This window comes from Myxococcales bacterium (genome assembly GCA_016720545.1).
Classification (GTDB): domain Bacteria; phylum Myxococcota_A; class Polyangia; order Polyangiales; family Polyangiaceae; genus JAAFHV01.
The window spans coordinates 37,096-59,046 of the sequence record JADKKK010000015.1; the positions used below are offsets into that span (position 1 = coordinate 37,096).

18 protein-coding genes are annotated in these 21,951 nt (G+C 72.8%); 9 read left to right on the plus strand and 9 right to left on the minus strand.

Annotated elements, in window-relative coordinates; all coding sequences use genetic code 11:
* Positions 1-37 precede the first annotated feature (37 nt).
* The 4 genes from IPQ09_23170 to IPQ09_23185 all read left to right on the plus strand — a co-directional run bounded on the left by IPQ09_23170 (position 38) and on the right by IPQ09_23185 (position 5,759).
* Entirely contained in the window at positions 38-1,111 is a 1,074-nt protein-coding gene (locus IPQ09_23170) for a 23S rRNA (adenine(2503)-C(2))-methyltransferase RlmN (GenBank protein ID MBL0197074.1), read from the plus strand.
* A 68-nt stretch (positions 1,112-1,179) separates the two neighbouring features.
* Positions 1,180-2,742 (plus strand): sulfatase-like hydrolase/transferase, encoded by a 1,563-nt coding sequence (locus IPQ09_23175; GenBank protein MBL0197075.1) that lies wholly within the window; start codon positions 1,180-1,182, stop codon positions 2,740-2,742.
* A 49-nt stretch (positions 2,743-2,791) separates the two neighbouring features.
* Entirely contained in the window at positions 2,792-4,360 is a 1,569-nt protein-coding gene (locus IPQ09_23180) for a sulfatase-like hydrolase/transferase (protein ID MBL0197076.1), read from the plus strand.
* Between the two features lie 124 nt (positions 4,361-4,484).
* A complete protein-coding gene (locus IPQ09_23185) occupies positions 4,485-5,759 on the plus strand; it encodes a hypothetical protein (protein ID MBL0197077.1) in 1,275 nt (424 codons plus the stop codon).
* A gap of 21 nt (positions 5,760-5,780) precedes the next feature.
* Here the strand turns inward: IPQ09_23185 and IPQ09_23190 are convergent, their stop codons facing one another.
* From IPQ09_23190 to IPQ09_23205, 4 genes are all read right to left on the minus strand, one after another.
* The gene (locus IPQ09_23190; protein MBL0197078.1) at positions 5,781-6,494 is read right to left on the minus strand and encodes an SCO family protein; all 714 of its coding nucleotides are present in this window, start codon (positions 6,492-6,494) and stop codon (positions 5,781-5,783) included.
* Positions 6,484-6,642 (minus strand): hypothetical protein, encoded by a 159-nt coding sequence (locus IPQ09_23195; GenBank protein ID MBL0197079.1) that lies wholly within the window; start codon positions 6,640-6,642, stop codon positions 6,484-6,486. The genes IPQ09_23190 and IPQ09_23195 overlap by 11 nt, the downstream gene beginning before the upstream one ends.
* Positions 6,643-6,723: 81 nt before the next feature.
* On the minus strand, positions 6,724-7,032 hold the full coding sequence (locus tag IPQ09_23200; protein ID MBL0197080.1) for a hypothetical protein: 309 nt from the start codon (positions 7,030-7,032) through the stop codon (positions 6,724-6,726).
* A 5-nt stretch (positions 7,033-7,037) separates the two neighbouring features.
* Complete coding sequence (locus tag IPQ09_23205; GenBank protein ID MBL0197081.1) at positions 7,038-7,925, minus strand: YHYH protein; 888 nt, start codon at positions 7,923-7,925, stop codon at positions 7,038-7,040.
* Between the two features lie 280 nt (positions 7,926-8,205).
* Between IPQ09_23205 and IPQ09_23210 the strand changes: the two genes are divergently transcribed.
* Entirely contained in the window at positions 8,206-8,976 is a 771-nt protein-coding gene (locus IPQ09_23210; GenBank protein MBL0197082.1) for a Uma2 family endonuclease, read from the plus strand.
* A gap of 229 nt (positions 8,977-9,205) precedes the next feature.
* Here the strand turns inward: IPQ09_23210 and IPQ09_23215 are convergent, their stop codons facing one another.
* The 4 genes from IPQ09_23215 to IPQ09_23230 form a co-directional block, all read right to left on the minus strand.
* Positions 9,206-10,078 carry a hypothetical protein gene (locus IPQ09_23215; protein ID MBL0197083.1) on the minus strand — a complete coding sequence of 291 codons (873 nt, stop codon included), beginning with the start codon at positions 10,076-10,078 and terminating at the stop codon, positions 9,206-9,208.
* Positions 10,075-11,712, minus strand: a complete 1,638-nt coding sequence (locus tag IPQ09_23220; protein ID MBL0197084.1) for a hypothetical protein — start codon at positions 11,710-11,712, stop codon at positions 10,075-10,077. The genes IPQ09_23215 and IPQ09_23220 overlap by 4 nt, the downstream gene beginning before the upstream one ends.
* 79 nt (positions 11,713-11,791) lie before the next feature.
* Complete coding sequence (locus IPQ09_23225; GenBank protein MBL0197085.1) at positions 11,792-12,373, minus strand: hypothetical protein; 582 nt, start codon at positions 12,371-12,373, stop codon at positions 11,792-11,794.
* An 89-nt stretch (positions 12,374-12,462) separates the two neighbouring features.
* Entirely contained in the window at positions 12,463-14,925 is a 2,463-nt protein-coding gene (locus IPQ09_23230) for a TonB-dependent receptor plug domain-containing protein (protein ID MBL0197086.1), read from the minus strand.
* Between the two features lie 134 nt (positions 14,926-15,059).
* Between IPQ09_23230 and IPQ09_23235 the strand changes: the two genes are divergently transcribed.
* On the plus strand, positions 15,060-15,215 hold the full coding sequence (locus tag IPQ09_23235) for a hypothetical protein (GenBank protein MBL0197087.1): 156 nt from the start codon (positions 15,060-15,062) through the stop codon (positions 15,213-15,215).
* Between the two features lie 104 nt (positions 15,216-15,319).
* Here the strand turns inward: IPQ09_23235 and IPQ09_23240 are convergent, their stop codons facing one another.
* Positions 15,320-15,610 (minus strand): Rrf2 family transcriptional regulator, encoded by a 291-nt coding sequence (locus tag IPQ09_23240; protein ID MBL0197088.1) that lies wholly within the window; start codon positions 15,608-15,610, stop codon positions 15,320-15,322.
* Between the two features lie 242 nt (positions 15,611-15,852).
* Between IPQ09_23240 and IPQ09_23245 the strand changes: the two genes are divergently transcribed.
* Genes IPQ09_23245 through IPQ09_23255 form a run of 3 tightly spaced genes read left to right on the plus strand, consistent with a single transcriptional unit; the run spans position 15,853 to position 21,949 of the window.
* Positions 15,853-17,094 (plus strand): HlyD family efflux transporter periplasmic adaptor subunit, encoded by a 1,242-nt coding sequence (locus tag IPQ09_23245; protein ID MBL0197089.1) that lies wholly within the window; start codon positions 15,853-15,855, stop codon positions 17,092-17,094.
* Complete coding sequence (locus tag IPQ09_23250) at positions 17,094-19,808, plus strand: ATP-binding cassette domain-containing protein (GenBank protein ID MBL0197090.1); 2,715 nt, start codon at positions 17,094-17,096, stop codon at positions 19,806-19,808. Before IPQ09_23245 ends, IPQ09_23250 begins: the two co-directional genes overlap by 1 nt.
* Positions 19,805-21,949 (plus strand): ABC transporter ATP-binding protein, encoded by a 2,145-nt coding sequence (locus IPQ09_23255; protein MBL0197091.1) that lies wholly within the window; start codon positions 19,805-19,807, stop codon positions 21,947-21,949. Before IPQ09_23250 ends, IPQ09_23255 begins: the two co-directional genes overlap by 4 nt.
* The last annotated feature ends 2 nt before the right edge of the window (positions 21,950-21,951 follow it).

A 21,951-nucleotide genomic window follows, 5' to 3' on the forward strand; every position in this document is an offset into this window, starting at 1 on the left:
CTCGCATCCCCGCTCGCGTCCCCGTTCGCAGCCGCAAATGACCCGCCGCAGCTTCGCCGACCTCACCCTGAACGAACTCGAGGCGCTCGGCCCGCCGGGCTCCGCGCGCCACCTCCTCGGGCGGCTCCACCGCGTCGGCACATGGGTGCAGTCTACACGCAATGGCGAGGGCCTCGTCCCCGACGTAGGCCGCGCCGCCCGCGCCTTCGTGGAGGAGCACCTCGACCTGACGCTCCCCGAAATCGTCGGGCGCGAGCCCTCGGCCGACGGCGCCACGAAGCTGCTCATTCGCCTCGCCGACGGCGCGACCGTGGAGACCGTGCACATGCCGCGCGCGGTGAAGAACCCGCGGGTCACGCTCTGCCTCTCGAGCCAGGTCGGCTGCGCGATGGGGTGCACCTTCTGCCGCACGGCCGAGATGGGCCTCGTGCGAAACCTGCGGCCCGACGAGATCGTGGGCCAGGTGCTCGCGGCGCTGCTCGCGCTCGGCCCAGCCGACCCTGGGCGCGTGTCCCTCGTGTTCATGGGCATGGGCGAGCCGCTGCACAACGTGGCGAGCGTGACGCGCGCGCTCGAGGTGCTGTGCGACGAGGCGGGGCTCGGGCTCGCGCCGATGCGCGTGACCGTGTCGACCTCGGGCCTCGTCGCCGGGATCGAGGCGCTCGCGCGCGCGCCGCGGCGCCCCTGCCTCGCGCTCAGCTTGAACGCGACCACCGACGAGGCGCGCTCGCGCATCATGCCGGTCACGAAGAAGCACGGCCTCGAGGCGCTCCGCGAGGCGCTGCTCGCCTACCCGGCGAGGCCCCACGAGAAGATCACCCTCGAATACGTGCTGCTCTCCGGCGTGAACGACACCGCCGGCGACGCGGCCCGCATCGCCGCGTTCGCCGCGGGCTACCGCAGCGTGGTCAACGTCATCCCTTGGAATCCTTACCCGAGCGGGGGGTTCGAGCGCCCCGACGACGGGGACGCGGCCCGGTTCGCCGGGCTGCTGCACGACGCCGGCTGCCTCGTCACCGTGCGCCGCTCGCGAGGCCGCGACGTGGGCGGCGCCTGCGGCCAGCTCGCCACGACCTCGGCGCGCGCGCCGCGCCGGGCCAGACCAAGCTGAACCTTACCTCACCGCAAACGATGTGCATTTGACTCGACAGCGCGTCCTCGGGGCGAAAGGCTCGTATCATGGGAAAGCTCGTTCCACTTCGTCGCGCCGTGCGGAGCGGCCTGTTTCTCTCGTGCGCGCTGCTCGCGGGCGCCCACCTCGCGAGCGCCTGCGGCTCCGAGCCCGGCGCCGCGGGGGACGCCGGGCCAGACACGACCGCCACCGGCACGGGGGTCGCGCCGCCGCCGCCACCGCCGCCACCCCCGCCACCCCCCCCTGACGCGGGCGACGCTGGGGCGAACGACGCAGACGCGGCGGTCGACGCCGGCGGTGACGCGGCGGTCGACGCCGGCGGTGACGCGGCGGTCGACGCGGGCGGCGACGCGGGCCCCACGATCCCGCCCAACATCCTCCTCGTCATCGGCGACGACATGGGCGTCGACTCGAACGTCTGCTACGCGGTATCGGCCAACCCGGGCCGCGCGCCCCGCATCGCCGCGCTGTGCGCCGCGGGCGTCACCTTCGACAACACTTGGTCGATGCCCCTCTGCTCACCCACGCGCGCCACCATCATGACCGGGCGCCACGGGTTTCGCACTTCCGTCGGTTTCGCGGGCAACCCACTCCCCAGCGCCGAGCGCGCCCTCCCCCGCGCCCTCACCGAGGGCAACCCCGCCTACGCCGCGGGCGCGGTCGGCAAGTGGCATCTCTCCGGGGCGTCCAACGGCGGCGCGAACCACCCGAACCTGGTGGGCTTCTCTTCCTACGCGGGCAACCTGCAGGCGCAGGTCGCAAACTACTCGAACTGGACCCGCACCGTGAACGGCGTGAACGGCCCCGAGACCGGGTACGCCACGACGGTCACCACCAACGACGCGCGCGACTGGATCACCGCGCAGACCACGCCGTGGCTCATGTGGCTCGCGTACAACTCAGCCCACGCACCTTTCCATACGCCGCCCGCCGCGCTCCACACGTACCCCGAGATCATCGGCGTGGCGCCACCCGCGCGGCCCGTCACGCACTACCACGCGATGCTCGAGGCGATGGACATGGAGCTCGGGCGCCTGCTCGACGGCCTCGACCCCGCGGTGCGCGCGCGCACGTGGGTCATCTTCGTCGGCGACAACGGCACCCCGGGGGAGTGTACGCAGGCGCCTGTTCCCAGCGGACACGCGAAGGGCACGCTCTATCAGAGCGGCGTGACCGTGCCGCTCACCATCTCGGGCCCCGGCGTGGTGGGTCCCGGCCGACGCGTAGGAGCGCTGGTCCACACCGTCGATCTGTTCAAGACGATCCTCGAGCTCGCGAACGTCGATCCCGCCCTCGCCCTCCCGGCGGGCGGCGCCACCGTCGACTCCGTGAGCCTGGTCCCCTACCTCAAGAACCCCGCGCAGGCGCCCCTGCGCACGTGGGTGATGACCGAGCAGTTCGGGGGTGGTGGCTTCGGGCGGCCGGGCAAGACCATCCGCGACGCCTCGTTCAAGCTCATCCGCTTCGACGCGGGCGACGTCGAGCTCTACGATCTCCGGGTCGACCCGCAGGAGCTCACGAACCTCATGGCCGCGCCGCTCTCGGTCGAGGCCGCCGCCCACGAAGCGTCGCTCACGGTGGAGCTCGACGCGCTCCTCGCGAGCCCCTGATCGAGCTCTGTTCCACGCGCGTGCGGCCACGGCCGGCCGAAAGGACCCCATGACCCCCTCAGCTCCCTGGCCTCCCCGGCGCCGCAACGTCCGGCGCGGCCTCTTGCTCGCCTGCGCGCTCCTGGCGGGAGCCCACCTCGCCAGCGCGTGCGGCTCCGACCCTGGCGTCGTCACGGACGCCGGTCCCAGCCCGAGCGCGACCGCCACCACGACCACGACGACGCCCCCCGTTCCCACCGCCCCGCCCGACGCGGGCGACGCGGGCGCGCGTGACGCGGCGTCGCCGCCCGACGCCACGCCCGCCGACGCGAGCGCCGACGCCCCGGTCGACAGCGGCGGTGACGCCGCGGTCGACGCGGCCCCACCGATCCCGCCGAACATCCTCCTCGTGATCGGCGACGACATGGGGGTCGACTCCAACGTCTGCTACGCGGTGTCGGCCGACCCGGGCCGCGCGCCTCGGATCGCCGCTCTGTGCGCCGGCGGCGTGACGTTCGACAACGCGTGGTCCATGCCCTCGTGCTCGCCCACGCGCGCCACCATCATGACGGGTCGGCACGGGTTCCGCACCACCGTAGGCTTCGCGGGCCACCCCCTGCCGCCCGGCGAGCGCGCGCTCCCTACGGCGCTCACAGAGGGAAACCCGACCTACGCGGTGGGCGCGGTGGGCAAGTGGCACCTCCAGGGGCCGCTGAATGGTGGCGCCAACCACCCGAATTTGGTGGGCTTTCCGACGTATGTCGGCAACCTCCAGGGCGGCGTCGCCAACTACTCGAGCTGGACGCGCACAGTGAACGGCGTGAGCGCCCCCGAGACCGGCTACGCCACCACGGTCACCACCAACGACGCCCGCGACTGGATCAACGCGCAGGCCACGCCCTGGTTTCTGTGGCTCGCGTACAACTCGGCCCACTCGCCGTTCCACACGCCGCCCGCCACGCTCCACACATACGGCGAGATCAACGGCGTGCCGCCGCCAGTGCGCCCCTATACGCACTACCATGCGATGCTCGAGGCGATGGACATGGAGCTCGGGCGCCTCCTCGACGGGCTCGATCCGGTCGTGCGCGCGCGCACGTGGGTCATCTTCGTCGGCGACAACGGGACGCCTGCCGAGGTGGCGCAGGCCCCCATCCCCACGGGACACGCGAAGGGCACGATCTACCAAGGGGGCGTCCACGTGCCGCTCACCATCTCCGGCCCCGGCGTCGTCGCCCCCGGGCGCCGCGTTTCGGCGCTCGTGAGCACGGTCGATCTGTTCAAGACCATCCTCGAGCTCGCGAACGTCGATCCCGCCCTCGCGCTCCCGGCGGGCGGCGCGACGGTCGACTCGGTGAGCGTCGTGCCTTATCTGAAGAACCCGAGCCAGGCGCCGCTCCGCTCGTGGATCATGACCGAGCAGTTCGGCAACACCGCCGGCTTCGGGCGCACCGGGAAGACCATCCGCGACGCGTCGTACAAGCTCATTCGCTTCGACGCCGGCGACACCGAGCTCTACGATCTCCGCGTCGATCCGCAGGAGCTCGACAACCTCATGGCCGCGCCGCTCTCGGTGGAGGCCGCCGCCCACGAGCAGTCACTCACGATGGAGCTCGACGCCCTCCTCGCGAGCCCTTGACCCCGCGCTGATCTGCTCCGATCGCGCGCCGCTCAACCCCGTCCACCGACGGCTCGCCGCGCCCGCCCGGCCTCTCCCCATCTCCCACGTTGTGCTCGGGCCCGGTCGGCGCGAGGCTTGAGAGGTGATCTCGGTAACCTCCCCGCCCGACGCGCCCCTCGCCGAGTCGCCGCTGCACACGCGCGCGCTCACGTACCTGTTCGCCGTGGCGCTCGGGCTCACCCCCGCGCCGTTCGCGTTCGTGGGCGCCGGCCTCGGCGGGATGCTCGGCGCCTTCCTGAGCGTCCTCGGCCTCCTCGCCCTCGCGGCGTCCGTGGTAGGGGCCGTCACCTTCACCCGCCGCGCGGGCCGCCGGGGCGCGCGCTACGCGCGTCAGCTCGTGGTGGGCGCGCTCTTCTTGGTCGCGCTCCCCGTGTTCGGCCTGCTGCTCAACGCCGCCGCCGATCCGTGCACGACGAACCAGTGCGACCCGAACTTTCGTCCCCTGAGCTCGCCCGAGGTCTACGGCCTCATCCCACTGCACGTCGTGTCGGTCGTGGCCTATTTCATCCACGCGCGGAGGAGCGAGTCCCTCGGGCCGCGCGCCGAGGCTGTCGTAGGGGCCGCGCTGCTCGCCGGCGTGGTGCTCCAACTCGTGCTCGCGGTTCAGTTCGCGCCCGCGGTCCCGCTCATCATCTTCGTCATCACCGCGCCGGTGCTCACTCCCTACGTGAGCGTGTTCCTCTTCGCGAGCGCGTTTCTCGGCCGTCTGCGCGCGCGGGGCGAGGAGACCGCCGCCGCCATCGCCGCGCGCTCGGCGCGCGAGGCCGAGGAGGCCGCGCGGATCGCCGCCGGCCAGGCCCCCGTGTATCGGCGCCCCGCGGAGCCCGACGCGCCGGTCGAGGGGGTCGCGCACGAGCCGTCGAACCCCCTCCACGGCCTGCTCGGGCTCCCGGTGCTCCTCGGGGCGCACGCCGTGCTGAACGCCGCGATCTTCGCGAGTCCAACGGGCGGCGTCGACACCTTTCTCCACACCTGCGGATACCCCCTCTCGCAGCTGGCCAAGCCGCCCCCGAGGGACTGCCACTATCTCTGCACGGTCGCCGCGCAGGGGAGCCCAGGGCTCGTACGCCCGCTCCGCTGGGGAGTGCGCCGCGGCCGGCCCATCGTGGTCAATCGTCAGCTCGCCCTCGCCAACGCCTTCGAGGACCTCCTCCACGAGCGCTGGCCGGCGTTCGGGCGGTTCGCGCGCCGCGTGTACGACGCGCTCGCCTTCCCCCTTTCGCAGCACCTCACGCGCCGGTGGATGGCGAACGCGCTGTACCTCGCCATGAAGCCCGCCGAGCTCGTCTTCGTCGTGGCGCTCTTGCTCTTCGATCCGCGCGATCCGGAGGAGCGCGTCGAGCGCATGTACCGGTGATCGCGCCCGTCGGGGTCCTCGTCAGGGGAGCTCGCGGAGGAGCTGTCGCAGCTCGTCGATCGCGCGGTCGGCCTCGACCGGGAGGGTGGCGTTGAACACGCCCCGGAGCCGCCCCTCGCCGTCTACGATCAGCATGTTCTCCGTGTGGAGCAGCTCACGGTCGCTCTTCCGGAGGCCGGCGCGCTTCTCCGCGAAATACGAGCGTCGCGCCAGCGCGTACACAGTCTCCTTGTCGCCCGAGACGAGCTTCCACTTCTGCCCGTCCACGCCGTTCTCGCGGGCATAGCGGCGGAGCACGGCCTCCGAGTCGACGCTCGGCATGACCGAGTGCGACACCAAGATCACGCGGGGCTCGTCCTGGAAGGCGCGCTGAACGCGGCGCAGATTGACCAACATCTTCGGGCAGAGCGACGTGCACTGCGTGAAGAAGAAGCTCGCGACGTAGAGCTTTCCGCGGAGCGACGCGTTCGATACCAGCTCGCCCTGCTGGTCTCGCAGCGAGAACGGGCCGACTCGGTGGATGCGCGCGTACCTCGGGTCGACGGGGGCGAGCCACTCTGCCGTGAAATCGGCCGTCGAATAAAAGGGGATCAGCGAGGCGCCTCCCCCCTGGGCGGGCGTGCCCTGCGTGGCCACCGCCGCGGCCCGCTGCGAAGCAGGCTCGGTCGCCCCCGCCCGCGCGCGGAGCACCAACAGGAGCACCGCCACGAAGGCCAGCAGGAGACTAGTTTTCATGAACCGTGACGCAGTCAAGCCGTCCGACGATGCCATAGCGCTTCCCGCCTTTGAACGTGTAGTTGACGCCGACTCGGCCCTCCGAGTCCCACGTGGTCTGCTGGCCCTCTTCGTGGCCGGCGACGAAGTGTCGGAGCTCGGCGCGCACGCCGTTCTCGTGATACCCGACCTGTTCGCCGTCGAAGACGTCCTTCGCATAGTGATAGACGAACTGCGGTCGGCCGTTCGGCTAGGTGCCACGGTGAGTGCCCTCACGCGCCCCACCCACGAAGGTGCGCTCGAACGCGGGCGCGCCGCCCGGGTGAAATCCTCGCGCGAGGCCGAGCCGCCGCCCGGCCTCGTAGGGTGTTCGCGAGACCACCTCGCCTGCGAGCCCTCGCTCCACGACGAACCCTGCGAAGGGTTCTTCACCGCGGAGGAGCACGTCACCGCGGTAGTGGAGGCTGGGATCGCGCAGGTCGAGCTCGGGCAGAGGAGGCCGCGCGTCGGCGGCGGTGAGGGGGAGCGCGAGCGCGAGCGTGGCGAGGAGGAGGCGCATGGGCGTCACCGAGTCGCCGTGCCGGGCGTGCCGTAGTACGCGTCCCCGTTGAGCCACGGCGCGTCGTCGGTGAAGTGGTAGTGGTAAATGCCGTTCGGGTACTCGGGTGTCGGGTGCTCGTGCCCGTGGTACGCGTCGAGGTCGGCCGAGCGCAGGCGCACGCCGTTCTCCTCCGGTCCGTACACTGGGAAGCCGTCGAGCAGATAGGCCATGAGGGCGTCGGCGCCGAGGGTCTTCGTGAGGTGTACGGGCTCGACGTGGTAGTGATACTGAAGCGCGGGCGCCGGCGTGGGGTGGCCGCCGTATTGGTCCATGTTGTTGAACTCGAGCGAGTCGAGCAGCGCGCGGCGTCCGTTGTACTGGTTGTAGAGGACCACGCCGTTCACGGCCACGCCGATGGCCCCGAGCCCCGTGGCCGTGTGGGTGGCGGCCACCTTCGGGTTCTTGGGGATTCGCAGGGTGATGTCTTGAGCCTTCAGCGTGGGGTCGGAGACCATCCCCATCAGGTTGATGGCCGTGTTGAACGACGGGTTGTCGCCGTTGTAGGCCTCGTACTTCGGGCTGGTCTTGCCGAAGAACGGGCTCTTGTGGTCGGGCACGTCGGTCGTGCGAATGATGACGCTCGTGGCGTCTGTGGTGATCGACGTCACGTTGTAGAATCCGCGAAACCCCGCGGGCACGCTGGGGTCGCTCGCCGCGGCGGAGCCAGGCGCGCTGGTGCCGGGTGCGGTGCCCGGCGCGCTTCCGGCCGCGCCGCCAGCGGGCGTCGGGCCCGCGGGGATCTCGCACGCCATGAGCGTGGCGAGGAGGGCCGTCCACCGCAGCGTGCGCGGGAGGCGCGTCGCGAGGGAGGACCGAGGGGCGGGCGGACAGGGCTTCGAGCGCATGGACATGGGGACCCCTTCGCGGCCGGGAGAGGCCGCGCGAGCGAGTGGGTAGGGTGCGGGTGGGGAGCGCGTGCGCGCCGCACGGGGTGCGGGCGTCGGCTGCTTCACGAGGTCTGTATCCCGGCGACCTCGAAACGATCACCGACATGTCGTTATTTCTCTCCAAGCCGCGCGGGAGGCTCGCGTGCGCTCCGTGCTCGGGCCCGCCTCCCGGTGTGCCCCTGAGCCCGCCGGGCGACCGGACCCCGTCGGATCCCGTGCTAGCCTCCCCGGAGGAGTGCACACCATGGTCTTGTCCGCAAAGAAGCGCGCGCGCGACGACCTCTACCCCGCGAGCGACGACATGGGCGAGCACGAGATCCAGCGGCTCATCGCCGAGCTCCTCCGGCCGCTCCTGGCGCGATTTCTGGCCGAGCACGCCAGGCCGGGGGAGGTGGCGCACGTGGGCGCCGACCAGTTCATCTATTGGCAAGAAGGCAAGCCTGGCAGCCGCCTCGCGCCGGACGTCTATGTCCTCCCGGGCATCGATCCCGACATCGCGATTCGGTCGTGGAAGATCTGGGAGACCGGGGTCGTGCCGAGCCTGGCTTTCGAGATTGTCGGCGACGACGTCACGAAGGACTACGAGGACGGGCCGGCCCAGTACGACGAGCTGGGCGTGGAGGAGCTCGTGGTGTTCGATCCCCACGCGACGGCGACGAGCCGCACCCGCGTGCGCTTCCAAGTGTTTCGGAGGCTGAAGCGCCGGGGCCTCGTGCGAGTCGACGCCACCCAGGGCGACCGCGTGCGCTCGAAGGTGCTCGGCGCCTGGATCCGCGCGGTAGGTCATGGCGACGCGGTTCGACTGCGCCTCGGGCTCGGGCCAGAGGGTCAGACCCTCTATCCCACCGAGGCGGAGGCGGAGCGGGCGGCGAAGGAGAGCGAGCGGGCGGCGAAGGAGAGCGAGCGGGCGGCGAAGGAGAGCGAGCGGGCGGCGAGGGAGGCCGAGCGCGCGGGGCGACTGGCGGCCGAGGCCGAGGTCGCGAGGCTACGAGCGCTCCTGCGCAAGCCCCGCTGACGCGCGGGAGCTCGCGCCCATCGTCCCAGGACCCGAAGTGAGTTGCCAGGCCTTCAAGGATCTGGGATCGTCTCGAGTATGAAGATCAAGACCCACGTTCGCGCCGGCTGGATTGAAGATCATGTCGTGAACCGCGGACGCAACTAGTACGAGTTACCTCGGCCCGCGGTGTTGGCGCGGAGCTCGCCCTTGGAGTCTCCGTGTCGCGAGCGCGAAGCTCGCGAGCCGGTCAACGCGAGCCTCCGCCGAGCCTCGGCCCTACGCGGGGCCGCGGAGGCGCGCCGCCTGAAGGGAGCCCCGGCTCGCCGGGCGCCCGAGACAACGCGAACGCGACCGTCGCGCGCTCTTCCGGTCGCAGCGAGCGCGGCGACGTGGCCCGCCCCAGCGTGGAGACGATCGGCACGGCGAGCACCTGCGGCGCGGCGAGGTCCACCGTTCCGGGCAGGCTTCCCGTGTTGACGACGAGGAGGCCGGCGCCGACGATGTCGCCGCTGAACGTGCCAGTGAAGCGCGTCCAGCTCCGGCCGCTGGCTTGACGAGGTGGCGATTGGTCGGGCGCAAGGGTCGTGGCCTGGTCTGCGGCGGGCGCGAGGATCGTGGCCGAAGGTCCGGTGGGGCCCCACGGGCGCGCCGCGCCCTCGGGGTCGCGCGCGGCCATCCACACCTCGGCGACGAACGGACCCTTGCCGCCCGTAAAGCGCAGGACGACCTCGATCGCCCTCGGCAGCGGCACGGTCGCGTTGGAGAGCGCGAGCACGTTTCCGCCGTGGCCGGCGGGCGAGGCGGAGTCTGGCACCGCCACGGGCGTGAAGCGCGCGAACGTCTTGGCGAAATAGGCGAGGAAGCCCCCGGCCCCTTGCTCGCCCTGCTCCGCACCCGAGAAGCCCGGATCGATGAGCAGATTTTCCGGCGAGCCGGGGCGCAGCGTGCCCGTGACGAGCGTGCGCGGGGGAGGCACGCTCGGCGGCGGGGCGGGCGGTGGCGGCGGCGAAGTGACCGACGCGCTCGGTGCCGGCGCGGGCGGAGCGGGCGCGGCACCCTCACAAGCGCTGAGCGCGGCGAGGAAGAGGGCCGCCGCGGCGGCGCGACCGACGGCCATCATGGTGCCTCCAGCCAGGCGCGGGCGACTCGCAGGAGGGTGTCCTCACCGGCTAGGAGATCCGAGAGGCGCTGGGCGACCACCTCGTCGGGCTCCACCCCGCGCCCGCTCTCCCACGGGGCCGCAGCCACCCCGCTCGGGCTCGCGGAAAAACGTGTGTCCTGAACCTGTATCGCGCCCTTTCCCGTGATGCCTGGGAGCGGGGGGATCGAGACGACGAGCCCGAACGAGCCCGACGTGGGGTGCGGAGCGAAGACGCGAGCGCGGGAGCGCCCCTTGACGAGCCGAGCCGCGAAGTCGTTCGCGGACACGTCGTTCGTGTTCAACCAGGCGATCTTGGAGGCCCCTCCAGGTGGCTCCGCGTTCCCCGTCGCCTGGAACATGGAGTCCACCCCGAGGCCGTAGCAGGCGCGGTCGTCGCCAACGCCTTCGGCGCACGGTCGCGCGAGATCCAAGAGGCGGGCCGAGTCGGCCGCGTCGTGTCCTGCGCGCAGCACGGAGAAGAAGCCGAGCGGCTCCGCGGGGCCACGAACGAGAGAAAGCAGCGTCTTCAGAGCGCCATACTGACCGCCACGACCGACCCGCGCGTCCATCAGCACGCGCTCGGGTCGCGCGTTGAAGACGCCCCGAACGGCCGCGTCCCAGGCCGCGCCGCCGGAGAAGCCGTCGAACTGCACCGACACCTCGCCGTCCGGGCGCAGCTCCGCGTCTACGGCGTCCTCGGCTCCGACGCGACCCCGCGGGCTCGCGACCGCGTCCCGCAGGCGCGGAGTGCACGCGAACGAGGTCGCGGCGCTCGCCCCGCCGAGCAGCGCGCGGAAGGCCTCGTCCGCGACGGCGACCGTGACCGTCGCGCGATCGGCGCCTTCGCACGGGGTCCCCGGAGCGCAACGCGTGAGGGTCACCGTGCGAGCGCGCGTCACGAGCAGCTCGGCGAGCGAGGTGGCGCTGGCGCCCCAGTCGGCGCGCGGATCGCCGGGCACCGTTGGCGCGAACGACGGATAGTGGCGATCCACCCACACCTTGGGCTCTTGTCCGTCGATCGACGCCACGACGTCTCCCACGCGGAGCGGGCCGTCGGGGGCCGCGCGGAAGACCCCGTACCCGTAGCCGCCGCCGAGGAGATCCCTCTCGACGACGCCGAAGCAACCGAGCCCGTGGTCGACGGAGCTCCCGAGCCGTGGATCGAACGGCGTCGAGGGCAGCGGGACGCCACCGAAGGAGTTGTGCTTGTTGCGCAGCCCGTTCACGAGCCGGGCGAGGCCGCCTTGGAGCTCGCGCGACGACCGCGCCTCCGTGGCGAGCCGGGTCGCCTCGACGGCGAAGGCCGCGCCCCGAGAGGCGCCTGCGCGGTCCCCGAGGACGTGCGTGGCGAGGTGGATCCATGTCCGCACGAGCTCGCGGCGCATCTGCGGCGTAGGGAGCGGCCCCCACGTGATCGAAGCGGGCACGCAGCGCCCATAGAGGCAGTCGCCTTCTGGCCCGCACGAGGTGTCGACGTCGTCTTGCGAGCACGCGCGAGGTGGGGTGACGCGGTCGTCGACCTTCCGGATCTCGAGCGCGTCCACCAAGAACGATCCCCCGACCGCCCCGAAGCGGGGGAGCATCGCGAGCGCGCGCACGCCGACGCCGTGCACGGGGGGGGGGGGGGGGGGGGGGAAGGGGGGGGGGGGGGGGGAGGGGGGGGGGGGGGGGGGGGGGAGGGGAAACGCGCCGCTAGAGATCGAGCCCGACGGGGCGCCCACACACGGTCCCGGTGAGGCGATTGCCATTTTGCGTGAACGCGACCACGCAGCTCTCCCCTCGGTAGGCGATGGCGGGCTCGTGGACCGTGCCGGCGAGCGTGAGCGCTGGGCTCCTCATGACGAGCGCGGTCGAGCTCCCGGGCTGCACGGCGAGGACGCCCACCTGCGTGAGCGTGCCCGAGAGCGTCATGGCGTAGGTCTCGTCCACGTCGTCGTCGCGCTGCGTGTAGGCGCACGCGGCGAGCTCGTAGGTGAGCGTCACCGCGGTGGTCCCCTGGTCGGCGTTCGAGGTCGCTTCTCCGTAGACCCTCGCGCGGCCCCCATTCGGGCAGTCGACGGTGGCGTCTTGCCGGCCGACGGGCTTGCCCTGGAGGGTGAGGTTGTAGACGAGCTTCATCGTCTCGCGCACGGCGCGCGCGGCGCCGTTGTCTTGGCAGGCCTGATCGCAAGGGGGCGGCCCGGCCTCGACCGCGCTCGAGGTCCCGCACGCCGACGACGTGAGCGCCGCCACGAGAGACAGCAGCGCGGGGCCGATGGAGCGAGCGAGGGTCACAGTGGCCTCTCGATTAGCACCGCGTGGAGCGCCGGGCGATCGTGCGCACCGCAAGGTGCGAGGGGCGAGACGCGCTCGCGACCGCGCGCTCAAAACCCGCCCTCCAGCCCGAGGCTCGGGATCGTCACCGGGCCGATGAACTGGGACTCGCACCCCGCGAGCGTGCAGCGCGTGGCGATCGCCTCCTTCGTGAGCGTCGCGTTCAGCCACTCCGCGACGACGGCGACGTGCGCCGTCGCGCTGAGGGCCCAGCGCTTCTCGAGCCGCAGATCCACTCGGAAGAAGGGAGGCAGGCGCTCGCTCGGCGCGCCGTCGTCGCCGGAGGCCTGCGGGACCCCCGTGTAGAACACCACGCGGGTCCCCGCACGCCAGCGGCGGCCGAGGTCGAGCGCCACGGCCAGGTTCAAGACGTGCGCGCGGTCGAACGTGGCCACGTACTCGCGACCGCCGTAGGTGCGAGTCGAGCGAGACAGCGTGTACGAGAAGAAGCCGCCGAGCCGGCTCGTGAGGCGCTTCTTCAAGAACACCTCCACGCCGTACGACCGGCCTCGCGTGCGCACCTCCAGCGCGGCCGCGTTGCGCTGCGCGGTCGCGCTGTCCGCGCCCTGTCCACCGCCCCCCGAGCGGTCGGGCCCGAGCGCTCCCTCCGCGAAGCGCGGACCGCACGTGCCCCCCGTCGGGCCGGGGTCTGTCACGCGGTCGCCCGCGAGCGTGCCGGTCGGCAGCGAGCCCGGGGGGCACCCCTGCGTCGCGCGAGGTGTGGCCCCCAGCGGATCGCTCATGTCGAAGAAACCATTGTGGAATCCAGTCAGCGTGAGCGTGGTGTCCGGGAGCAGATCGACCGAGAGGCCCAGGCTCTGCTGGACGGCCTTCTGGAGCCCGCCGCGGAGCCCGCCGGGCTGGAGCCCCGGCACGGGGACGACGAAGGCCGGTGCCTGGTGGGCGAGCCCCGCGGCGGACAAAATCGAGACGCGGTCCGTGAGGCGCGTGCGCGTCGCGAGGCGGGGATCGATCGCGGCCGCCACGGCCCCCTCCGAGGTGAAGAGATCGACCCGCGCCCCCGGGACCACCTCGAGCCGCGAGTGCGCCTGGAGGACCACGTCGGCGCGCGCGCCCATCACGAGGTCGGCGCGCGAGGGGAAGAGTGACGCGACGGTCGCCGCAGAGGGGCTGAGGTCTGCGAGGCCGCTCCGCACGTCGTAGGAGTCGAGCTGCAGGTCGGCGCCGGCGCGGACGAGCGCGGTCGGCGAGAGTCGGTATTCGAGCTCGGTGCGGGTCCCTACGAGCCTGTCGCGCGTGCTGCGGTCCGCGGAGATCACCGAGGAGTCGACCCCGAGCGTGACGGCCTGGCGCAGCCGCCCGTGCCCTCCGAGGCGCCGCTCGTAGCGCAGGTCCAGCCTGTGGAACTCCGCGCCGAACAGGGTGAGCGGCTCGGCGTCCGGCACCTTCTGCGCGAGGTAATCGTACGACCCCATCGCGAGCACCGAGACGCGGTCGTCTTCGGAGAGCGCGAAGCTAGCGCGAGCTTGGTAGTCCCAATACTGGAGGAGGGTCTCGGGCGAGAAGAGCGAGAAGAGCGCGGCGGTGTACGAATAACGACCGCCCACCCCGACGCTCCCGCGGCCGCTCCCGAACGGCGTCTCGACCATCGCGCCCACGTCGAACAGTCGAAGGTTGAGCTCGCCGCGTGGCCGCTCGAGCGGCTCGAGCAGCTCCCCCGCCACCACGCCGCCCGCGAAGCGGCCGTAGCGCGCGGGGTACCCGCCCGGGTAGAGGTCAACCTGCTGTACGAAACCGGGGTTCACCACCGAGGGGCCCGCGCCGACGTGAAACAGCACAGGGACGCGGAGGCCGTCGAGGAAGTACCCCACGTTCCCCGGCGGGGCACCGCGCACGAAGAAGTACGGCAGCCCCGAGACGATGGGCGTGACGCCGGGCATGATCTCGACGGCCCGGAAGGGATCGCCGAAGGTCCCCGGCACCTGACGAACCTCGGCGCGCGAGAGCGAGGCCGTGCGCCCCGCCTCGGCCCGCAGCCCCGTGATCCGCGCCTGCTCGACGATCGGCGCGCGAGGCGGGGTCGCGCCGGGGATCGTCGGGGTCGCGGGCGTCGTTGGGGTGGCGGGGGTCGTCGTCGGGGCCGCCGCAGGCGTGGGCTCCGTGAACCGCACGAGCACCTTGATCTTCGCGGCGACGGCCCGCCCCTCGCGCGTCGCGGGCGCGTACTTCCAGGTGCGCACGGCGGTGACCGCGGCCTCCGCGAACGGGCCGGCGGCGCCGGCCGTTCCGTCCGTTTCGGCCTGGACCTCTCGCACCGCACCCTCGGTCGTGACGACGAGCGTCAGCGTCACGGTCGCGTCGCCGCGCGCGCTCGACGGGTAGGGCAGGAGAGGCACGGAGATCAGCCGCGGGGGCGTCACGGCCGAGCTTCCGGGCGCCCGCGTCGTCGGCTCCGCGCGCGGCTGGGCTTGGGCCCTTCCCGCCCCCGCGGTGGCGAGCGCGACGACCAGCGCTGCATGGAGCGCGGAGAGGCTCGGCCGACGCGCGGGCATGGCGGCTCGATGTAGCGCACGTGGTGTGTCGACGCACGAGCTGGCGGCCTCAGCGCCCCAGCGCGTCGACGAGGAACCTCACGAAGGCGCGCGCGTTCGCCGAGGTCGCGCGGGTGCGGCTCATGAGCGCGTGAATGGCGGGCCCCTCGGCCGAGAAGCTCTGCAGCACCTCGACGAGGGCGCATCTCACCAACGCGCGCGCGACCGAGATGTACGTGGTGCTCTGGGCCCGCATCTACGGCGCGACCCAGAATCCCATGTTCAACGTGAAGGTCGTGCGCGCCGGCTGAAGAGCCGCGGCCGAGGTAGGCGATCAGCCGGGACGGGGCGCGGAGGGTGCTCGAGGACACCTCTTCGGGGCGCTCCGTGACCTGCGACGGCGCCTGCGCTCCGGTCAGGCCGCGACGACGGCCGCCGGGGTGACGCGCGCCTTGCGGACGCGCTTCAGCGTCGACTTGGCGAAGGCGCGCGCGAGGGCGAGCCCCGACAAGGTGAGGCGCATGCGGAGCGCGTCGACGTGACCTTCGGCGTGAAGCTGTGAGACGATCCCGCGGACGTCGCCGCGCCGGACCTTCACGGTCTCGGCGAGGTCGGCCACGGTCAGCGTCCTTCCGGCGCGGGCCGCGCCCGCGAGCGCGACGAGGACGTGGGCAGCGAGGGCGTGACGGTCAAGGACTGCGCTCATGGGGACCTCCGGAGAACGGGGTTCGGAACATCGATCCTGCAACGGCCGCCGCGCGACGTACTGGCGGCAAAGGTAGTAAGAAGAAGCGGGTCGAAGAAGTACAGTTTCGTGCGTCGATTTTCCGGGCCGCGCTCCGGCGGCGCGGCGCGGCGGCCCTCGAGCGGGGCCCTCGAGCAGGTCGCTCGACCGCACAAAAGGAGGCCATTCGGCGCGCATTTGGTAGATCTTTGCCGCTCCGCCGCATGTCCTCCTCGTTCCCCACCACGATGCGCTCGTTGGCGAGCCAGTCCTCGGCTGGCGCGCGGCTCCTGCTCGTGTCGGCGGCGGCGCTCGCGTGCGGGTGGGTCGTGTGGTTCGTGCGCGCGCGGGTGCCGGTGTACGCGGCCTCGGAGCACGCGCGCCTCGAGGTGGAGCGGGCGACCCACCCCGTGGACGCCCAGGTCACGGGGCGCGTGGTCGCCGCGCGGCTCGCGCTCGAGGCCCATGTAGCGGCGGGCGACGTGCTGGTGGAGCTCGACGCGGTCGCCGAGCGACTCCAGCTCGCCCAGGCTCGCGCGAAGCTCGGGGGGCTCGCGACCGAGCTCGAGGCTACGCGGCGCCAGGTGGCGGCCGAGGAGCGCGCGGTCGTGGCGTTTCGTCAGCAGCTCGGCGCCGCCCTCGGCGAGGCAGAGAGTCGCCTCCGCGAGGGGCAGATCCTCACGCGCGCCGCCAAGGCGGAGGCCGAGCGCAACCGCCGCATGCACGCCGAGGCCATCGTGTCGCTCGCCGAGCTCGATCGCGCGCAGGCCGAGGCGGATCGTCGGGCGGCCGCGGAGGTGGGGCTCCGCGCGACCGTCGACCGCGTCCGTCGCGAGTCGACGACCGGCGAGGCCGATCGTCAAGCGCGGGTGGCGACCCTCGAGCGCGAGGCCGCGCGGCTCGAGGCCGAACGTTCCGCGCTCACGGCGAGCGTGCTGTCTCTCGAATACGAGATCGAGCGGCGCACCATCCGCGCGCCGGCCACGGGTCGCGTGGGCGAGATTGGCACGGCCCGCGTGGGCTCGGTGCTCGCGCAAGGCGCGCACGTCGCGACGATCGTGGCCAGTGGTGGGCTGCGGGTCGTCGCCTCGTTCGAGCCGGCCGGAGCGCTCGGGCGCGTCCGCCCCGGGCAGCGCGCGCGCGTGCGTCTCGACGGCTTTCCCTGGACCGAATACGGCGCGGTCGACGCGACCGTGACCGAGGTCGCCACCGAGCTCCGTGACGGGCGAGTGCGCGTCGAGCTCGGCGTGAGCCCTGACCCGTCGTCCCGAATCCCGCTTCAGCACGGCCTCCCCGGGGTGGTGGAGGTCACGGTCGAGGAGGTCACGCCGGCGACCCTCGTGCTGCGCGCCGCGGGCCGGTTCGGCGCGAAACCACCGCCGCCCCTCGCGCCTGCTGCACCTCTCGCACCCGCCGCACCCGCCGCACCCGCCGCCCCTCTCCAGGGTGCGCCGAAGGCCCCGTAATGGCGACGGCGGCTGACGCTGAGAGAGAGAGAGGGTTCCGACCGACGTTCTTCGCGCCCGAGGTGGTGCAGACCTCGGCGATGGACTGCGGGCCCGCGTCGCTCAAGTGCCTCCTGGCGGGGTTCGGCGTGGACGTGAGCTACGGGCGACTCCGAGAGGCGTGCCAGACCGACGTCGACGGGACGTCGATCGACGTGATGGAGGAGGTGGCCAATCAGCTTGGGCTGCGCGCCGAGCAAATGATGCTGCCGCTCGATCACCTCCTGCTGCCGGAGACCGACGTGTTCCCGGCCATGCTGGTGATCCAGAACCCGGACGGAAACACGCACTTCATCGTCGTGTGGAGGCGCCTCGGCGGGCTCGCGCAAATCATGGATCCTGCGACCGGTCGCCGCTGGATCCCCGAAGAAGAGCTCCTGGCGAGCGCCTACCAACACGCGATGCCGCTCCCCGCCGACGCGTGGCGCGAGTGGGCCGGTTCGAGCGACTTTCTCGCGGCGCTCCGCGCGAGGCTCGGCGCGATCGGCGCCTCCGTCGAGGGGAGCGCGCTCGTGGCCCGAGCCCTGGAAGACCCCACCTGGAGGGGGCTCTCGGCGCTCGACGCATCCACCCGAATGACCGCGACTCTGGTGCGCTCGGGGGCAGTCGATCGAGGGGCGGCCGCGGCGCGTATGCTCCGCGCCTCGTTCGAAGAGGCCTGGGCCGAGCTCGCCGCGGGGAGGCTCGAGACCTCTATCCCTGCGTCGTTCTTCAGCGCCGGACCTCTCGACGCCGACGACGAAGGGAGCGAGCGCGTGCTCCTCCGCGGGGCGGTCCTCGTCCAGGTCCGCCGCGACAGAGCCCCGGTCGGGCGCGACGCGGGCGCTTCGGGCGAGGCCCCCGCGCTCTCGCCCGAGCTCGCGGCGGCGCTCCACGAGGCGCCCGCCGCGCCGCTCCGCGGCCTCGTGAAGATGCTGCGCGAAGACGGCATGTTGACCCCGCTGCTCGTCGCGGGCGCGGCCCTCTTCGCCACCGTGGGCGCGGTGCTGGAGGCGCTCATCCTGCGGGGCCTCCTCGACGTGGGGCGCCACCTCGCCACGTGGGAGCAGCGCGCGGGCGCGCTCGCGGCGCTCGTGATCTTCTTCGCGTGCCTCGTGGGGCTGGAGGTGCCGCTCGTCGCGAGCAGCCTCCGTATGGGACGAGACCTCGAGACCCGCCTTCGCATGGCGTTCCTCGCGAAGATTCCACGGCTCGGCGATCGGTACTTCCACAGCCGCCCGACCTCCGACATGACCCACCGCGCCCACGCCATCCACGCGGTGAGGCAGCTCCCCGCGCTCGGGTACCGCCTCCTCCGCTCGGTGGCGGAGCTCGTCGTCACGGCCGCGGGGCTCGTGTGGCTCGATCCGGCGAGCGCGCCGATCGTGCTCGCCGCGGCGACCGTCGCGGTCGTCATCCCGTGGGCGATGTTGTCCACGTTGGTCGAACGAGACCTGAAGGTGCACGCCTATCAGGGCTCGCTCACACGCTATTACCTCGACGCGCTCCTCGGGCTCATGGCGCTCCGCACGCACGGCGCCGAGCGCGCTCTCCGACGCGAGCACGAGACCGTCCTCGGCGAGCTGCGCCGCTCGATGCATGGGCTCCTCAGCGCTTCGGTGACCGTGGAGTCGCTGGACGGGCTGGTGGGCGTCGTCGTGGCGGTCTGGCTCCTCTTTCACTATCTCGGCGGTGGACGAGAGCCGGCGGGCGCGCTCCTGCTCGTCTTTTGGGCGCTCCGTCTGCCGCTCGTGGGCCAGGAGATAGCGATCTCCCTGCGGCAATATCCGTCGGTCCGGAACCTCACGCTGCGCCTCCTCGAGCCCCTCGGCGCGATCGAGGACGAGGCCAGCGTCGCGGCTCCGAGCGCTCCGCGCGAGGCCACGGGCCCCGTCACCGGCGTCGCGATCGAGCTCGAGGGCCTGTCGGTGCGGGCCGCCGGGAAGACCATCCTCGAGGACGTGAGCCTCCGCGTCGCGCCGGGGGAGCACGTCGCCATCGTCGGGCCCTCTGGCGCAGGCAAATCGAGCCTCGTGGGCCTCCTGCTCGGGTGGCATCGCCCGGCCGAAGGCGACGCGCGGGTCGACGGCGCCCCGCTGCGTGGAGAGCGCCTCGACCTCCTCCGCCTCGAGACCGCGTGGGTCGATCCCACAGTGCAGCTGTGGAATCGCTCCTTGCTCGAGAACCTCCGCTACGGCGCGCTCGCGGACAGCCCCGCGCTCGCGACCGTGCTCGAGGACGCGGGGGTCCTCGGCATCCTCGACGGGCTCCCGGAGGGTCTCGGGAGCTCGCTCGGCGACGGCGGCGCGCTCGTGTCGGGCGGGGAGGGGCAGCGCGTGCGCCTCGCCCGCGCGATGCTCCGCGCGAAGAGCCGCCTCGTCGTCCTCGACGAGCCCTTTCGCGGCCTCGATCGCGAGCGACGGGGCGCTCTGCTCACGCGATCGCGCGAGCTGTGGAGCGCGGCGACCCTGCTCTGCGTCACCCACGACGTCGGCGACACACTCGGCTTTCCGCGGGTGCTCGTCGTCGACGAGGGACGCGTCGTCGAGGACGGGCCTCCGCACGAGCTCGCCGCGCAGGAGGGCTCTCGCTACCGCGCGCTGCTCGACGCGGAGCACATGGTGCAGCGCGGCCTGTGGCAGGATCCGAGCTGGCGCCGGCTCACTCTCCGCGGCGGGCGGCTCGAGGAGCGATGACGCGCGCGCTCTCGGACGACCTACGCGCGTCGTGCTGGCCGGTCGAGCTCGCCGGCGAGGCGCTGTCGGCGCTCGCGCGCGCGCCCGGCCTCGGGCTGACCGCCGGGACGGGGGCCTCGCCCGGGGAGCCGCCGCAGGGGGTCCTGCGCGAGCCCGCGTCGTTCGGGCGGTGGATCGACACCGCGGCGCGCTCGCTCCAAATCGAGCTCGAGCCATTTCATCCGACCTATCAGAAGCTCGAGGTCGAGCTCGAGAAGACGGGGCCGAAGGTGCTCTCGGTCTCCCACGAGGGCAGCGCGCACCTGCTCCTCTACGTGCGAAGGCGAGGGGCCTCGGCGTGCCTCCTCGGTCGCGATGGCGCCTTGCGCGCGGTGCTCGCGAGCGAGCTCTGCGCGGCCCTGCGTTCCGGCCTCGACGTCGAGTCCGAGCGTCGCGTCGAGCGCTTGCTCGATCGAGCGAACGTGGTCCCCGCGCGGAGGAGCCGGGCGCGCGACGCCATCCTCCGCGAGGCGCTCGGTGGGCGGGTGCTCGAGGCGGGGTGGATCGTGGCGCTGCCGCCGAGCGCGCCCTTCGTGGATCAGCTCCGGCAGGCGGGCCTGCCCCGGCGCGCCGCCGCCATCGTGGCCTGCCAGGTCGCGCTTCAAGGCCTCGCGATGCTCGCGTGGTGGGTGGTCGGCAAGGGCGCCCTCGAGGGGCGGCTCGAGCCGGGGTGGCTCGTGGCCTGGGCGCTGCTCCTCACGACCGCCGTGCCTCTCCGGAGCCTCACCGCGTGGTGGCAAGGGGCGGCGGCGCTCGAGGTCTCGGTGCTGCTCAAGCGCCGGATGTTGGCCGGCGCGCTCCACCTCGAGCCCGAAGAGACACGCCACCAGGGGTCGGGCCAGCTCCTCGGCCGCGTCATCGAGTCGGAGGCGCTCGAGTCGCTCGTGACCACGGGGGCGCTGGGGAGCGTGCTCGCGATCGTCGAGGTGCTGGTCGCCGTGGTGATCCTCGCGAGCGGCCCCAGCGGCCTCGGAGGCGCCGCGCTCTTCGCGGCGTGCGCGGCGGTGGTCGTCGTCCTCTCGTGGGGCTTCTTGCGGAGGCTGCGCGCGTGGACCGTCGCGCGCCTCGAGATGACCCACGATCTCGTGGAGCGCATGGTCGGGCACCGCACGCGGCTCGCGCAGGAGCCGCGCGCGACGTGGCACCTCGAAGAAGACGCGCAGCTCTCGCGCTACGTGGAGCGCTCCGCCGCGATGGACCGGCTCTCGACGGTGCTCGCGGCCGCGCCGGGCGTCTGGCTGCTCGTGGGGCTCTCGTCGATCGTGCCGTCGTTCGTGTCCGGTCAGACCACGGGAGCCGGGCTGGCGCTCGGAGTGGGCGGCGTGCTCCTCGCGCACGGAGCGCTCGCGAAGCTCTCCGGAGGTGTGGGCTCTCTCCTCGGCGCGCAGGTCGCGTGGTCGCAAGCGGGCGAGCTCTTTCGCGCGGGCGGGCGCGAGGAGCAGGCGCGCCGCGCCGCGCTCGTCGCTGTCGGGATGGAAAGCGCTGCGGGCGGCGCCCTCGTGGAGGCGCGCGATCTCACCTTCCGCTACCCGTCGCGCCCGGAGCCCGTGCTTCGAGGCGTGGGCCTCCGCGTCCAGCTCGGCGATCGGCTGCTCTTGCAGGGGCCGTCCGGGGGAGGGAAGTCGACCCTGGGCGCCTTGCTCACCGGGCTCCGCGCGCCGGAGACCGGGCTCCTCCTGCTCGGGGGCCTCGACCGTCACACGCTCGGCGGCCACGGCTGGCGTCAACGGGTCGTCGCGGCGCCGCAGTTCCACGAGAACCACGTGCTCTCGGCCACGTTCGCGTTCAACCTGCTCATGGGGCGAGCCTGGCCCGCGCGACAGGAGGACCTCGACCTCGCCACGACGGTCTGCGAGGAGCTCGGCCTCGGGGGCCTCCTCGAGCGCATGCCCGCGGGCCTGATGCAGATGGTGGGCGAGACGGGCTGGCAGCTCTCGCACGGAGAGCGGAGTCGCCTCTTCATCGCGCGCGCGCTCCTGCAGCGCGCGGACCTCGTCGTGCTCGACGAGAGCTTCGCCGCGCTGGATCCCGTGACGCTCGAGCGCGCGCTGCGGTGCGTGCTGGGGCGCGCGCGCACCCTGGTGGTGATCGCGCACCCGTGAGC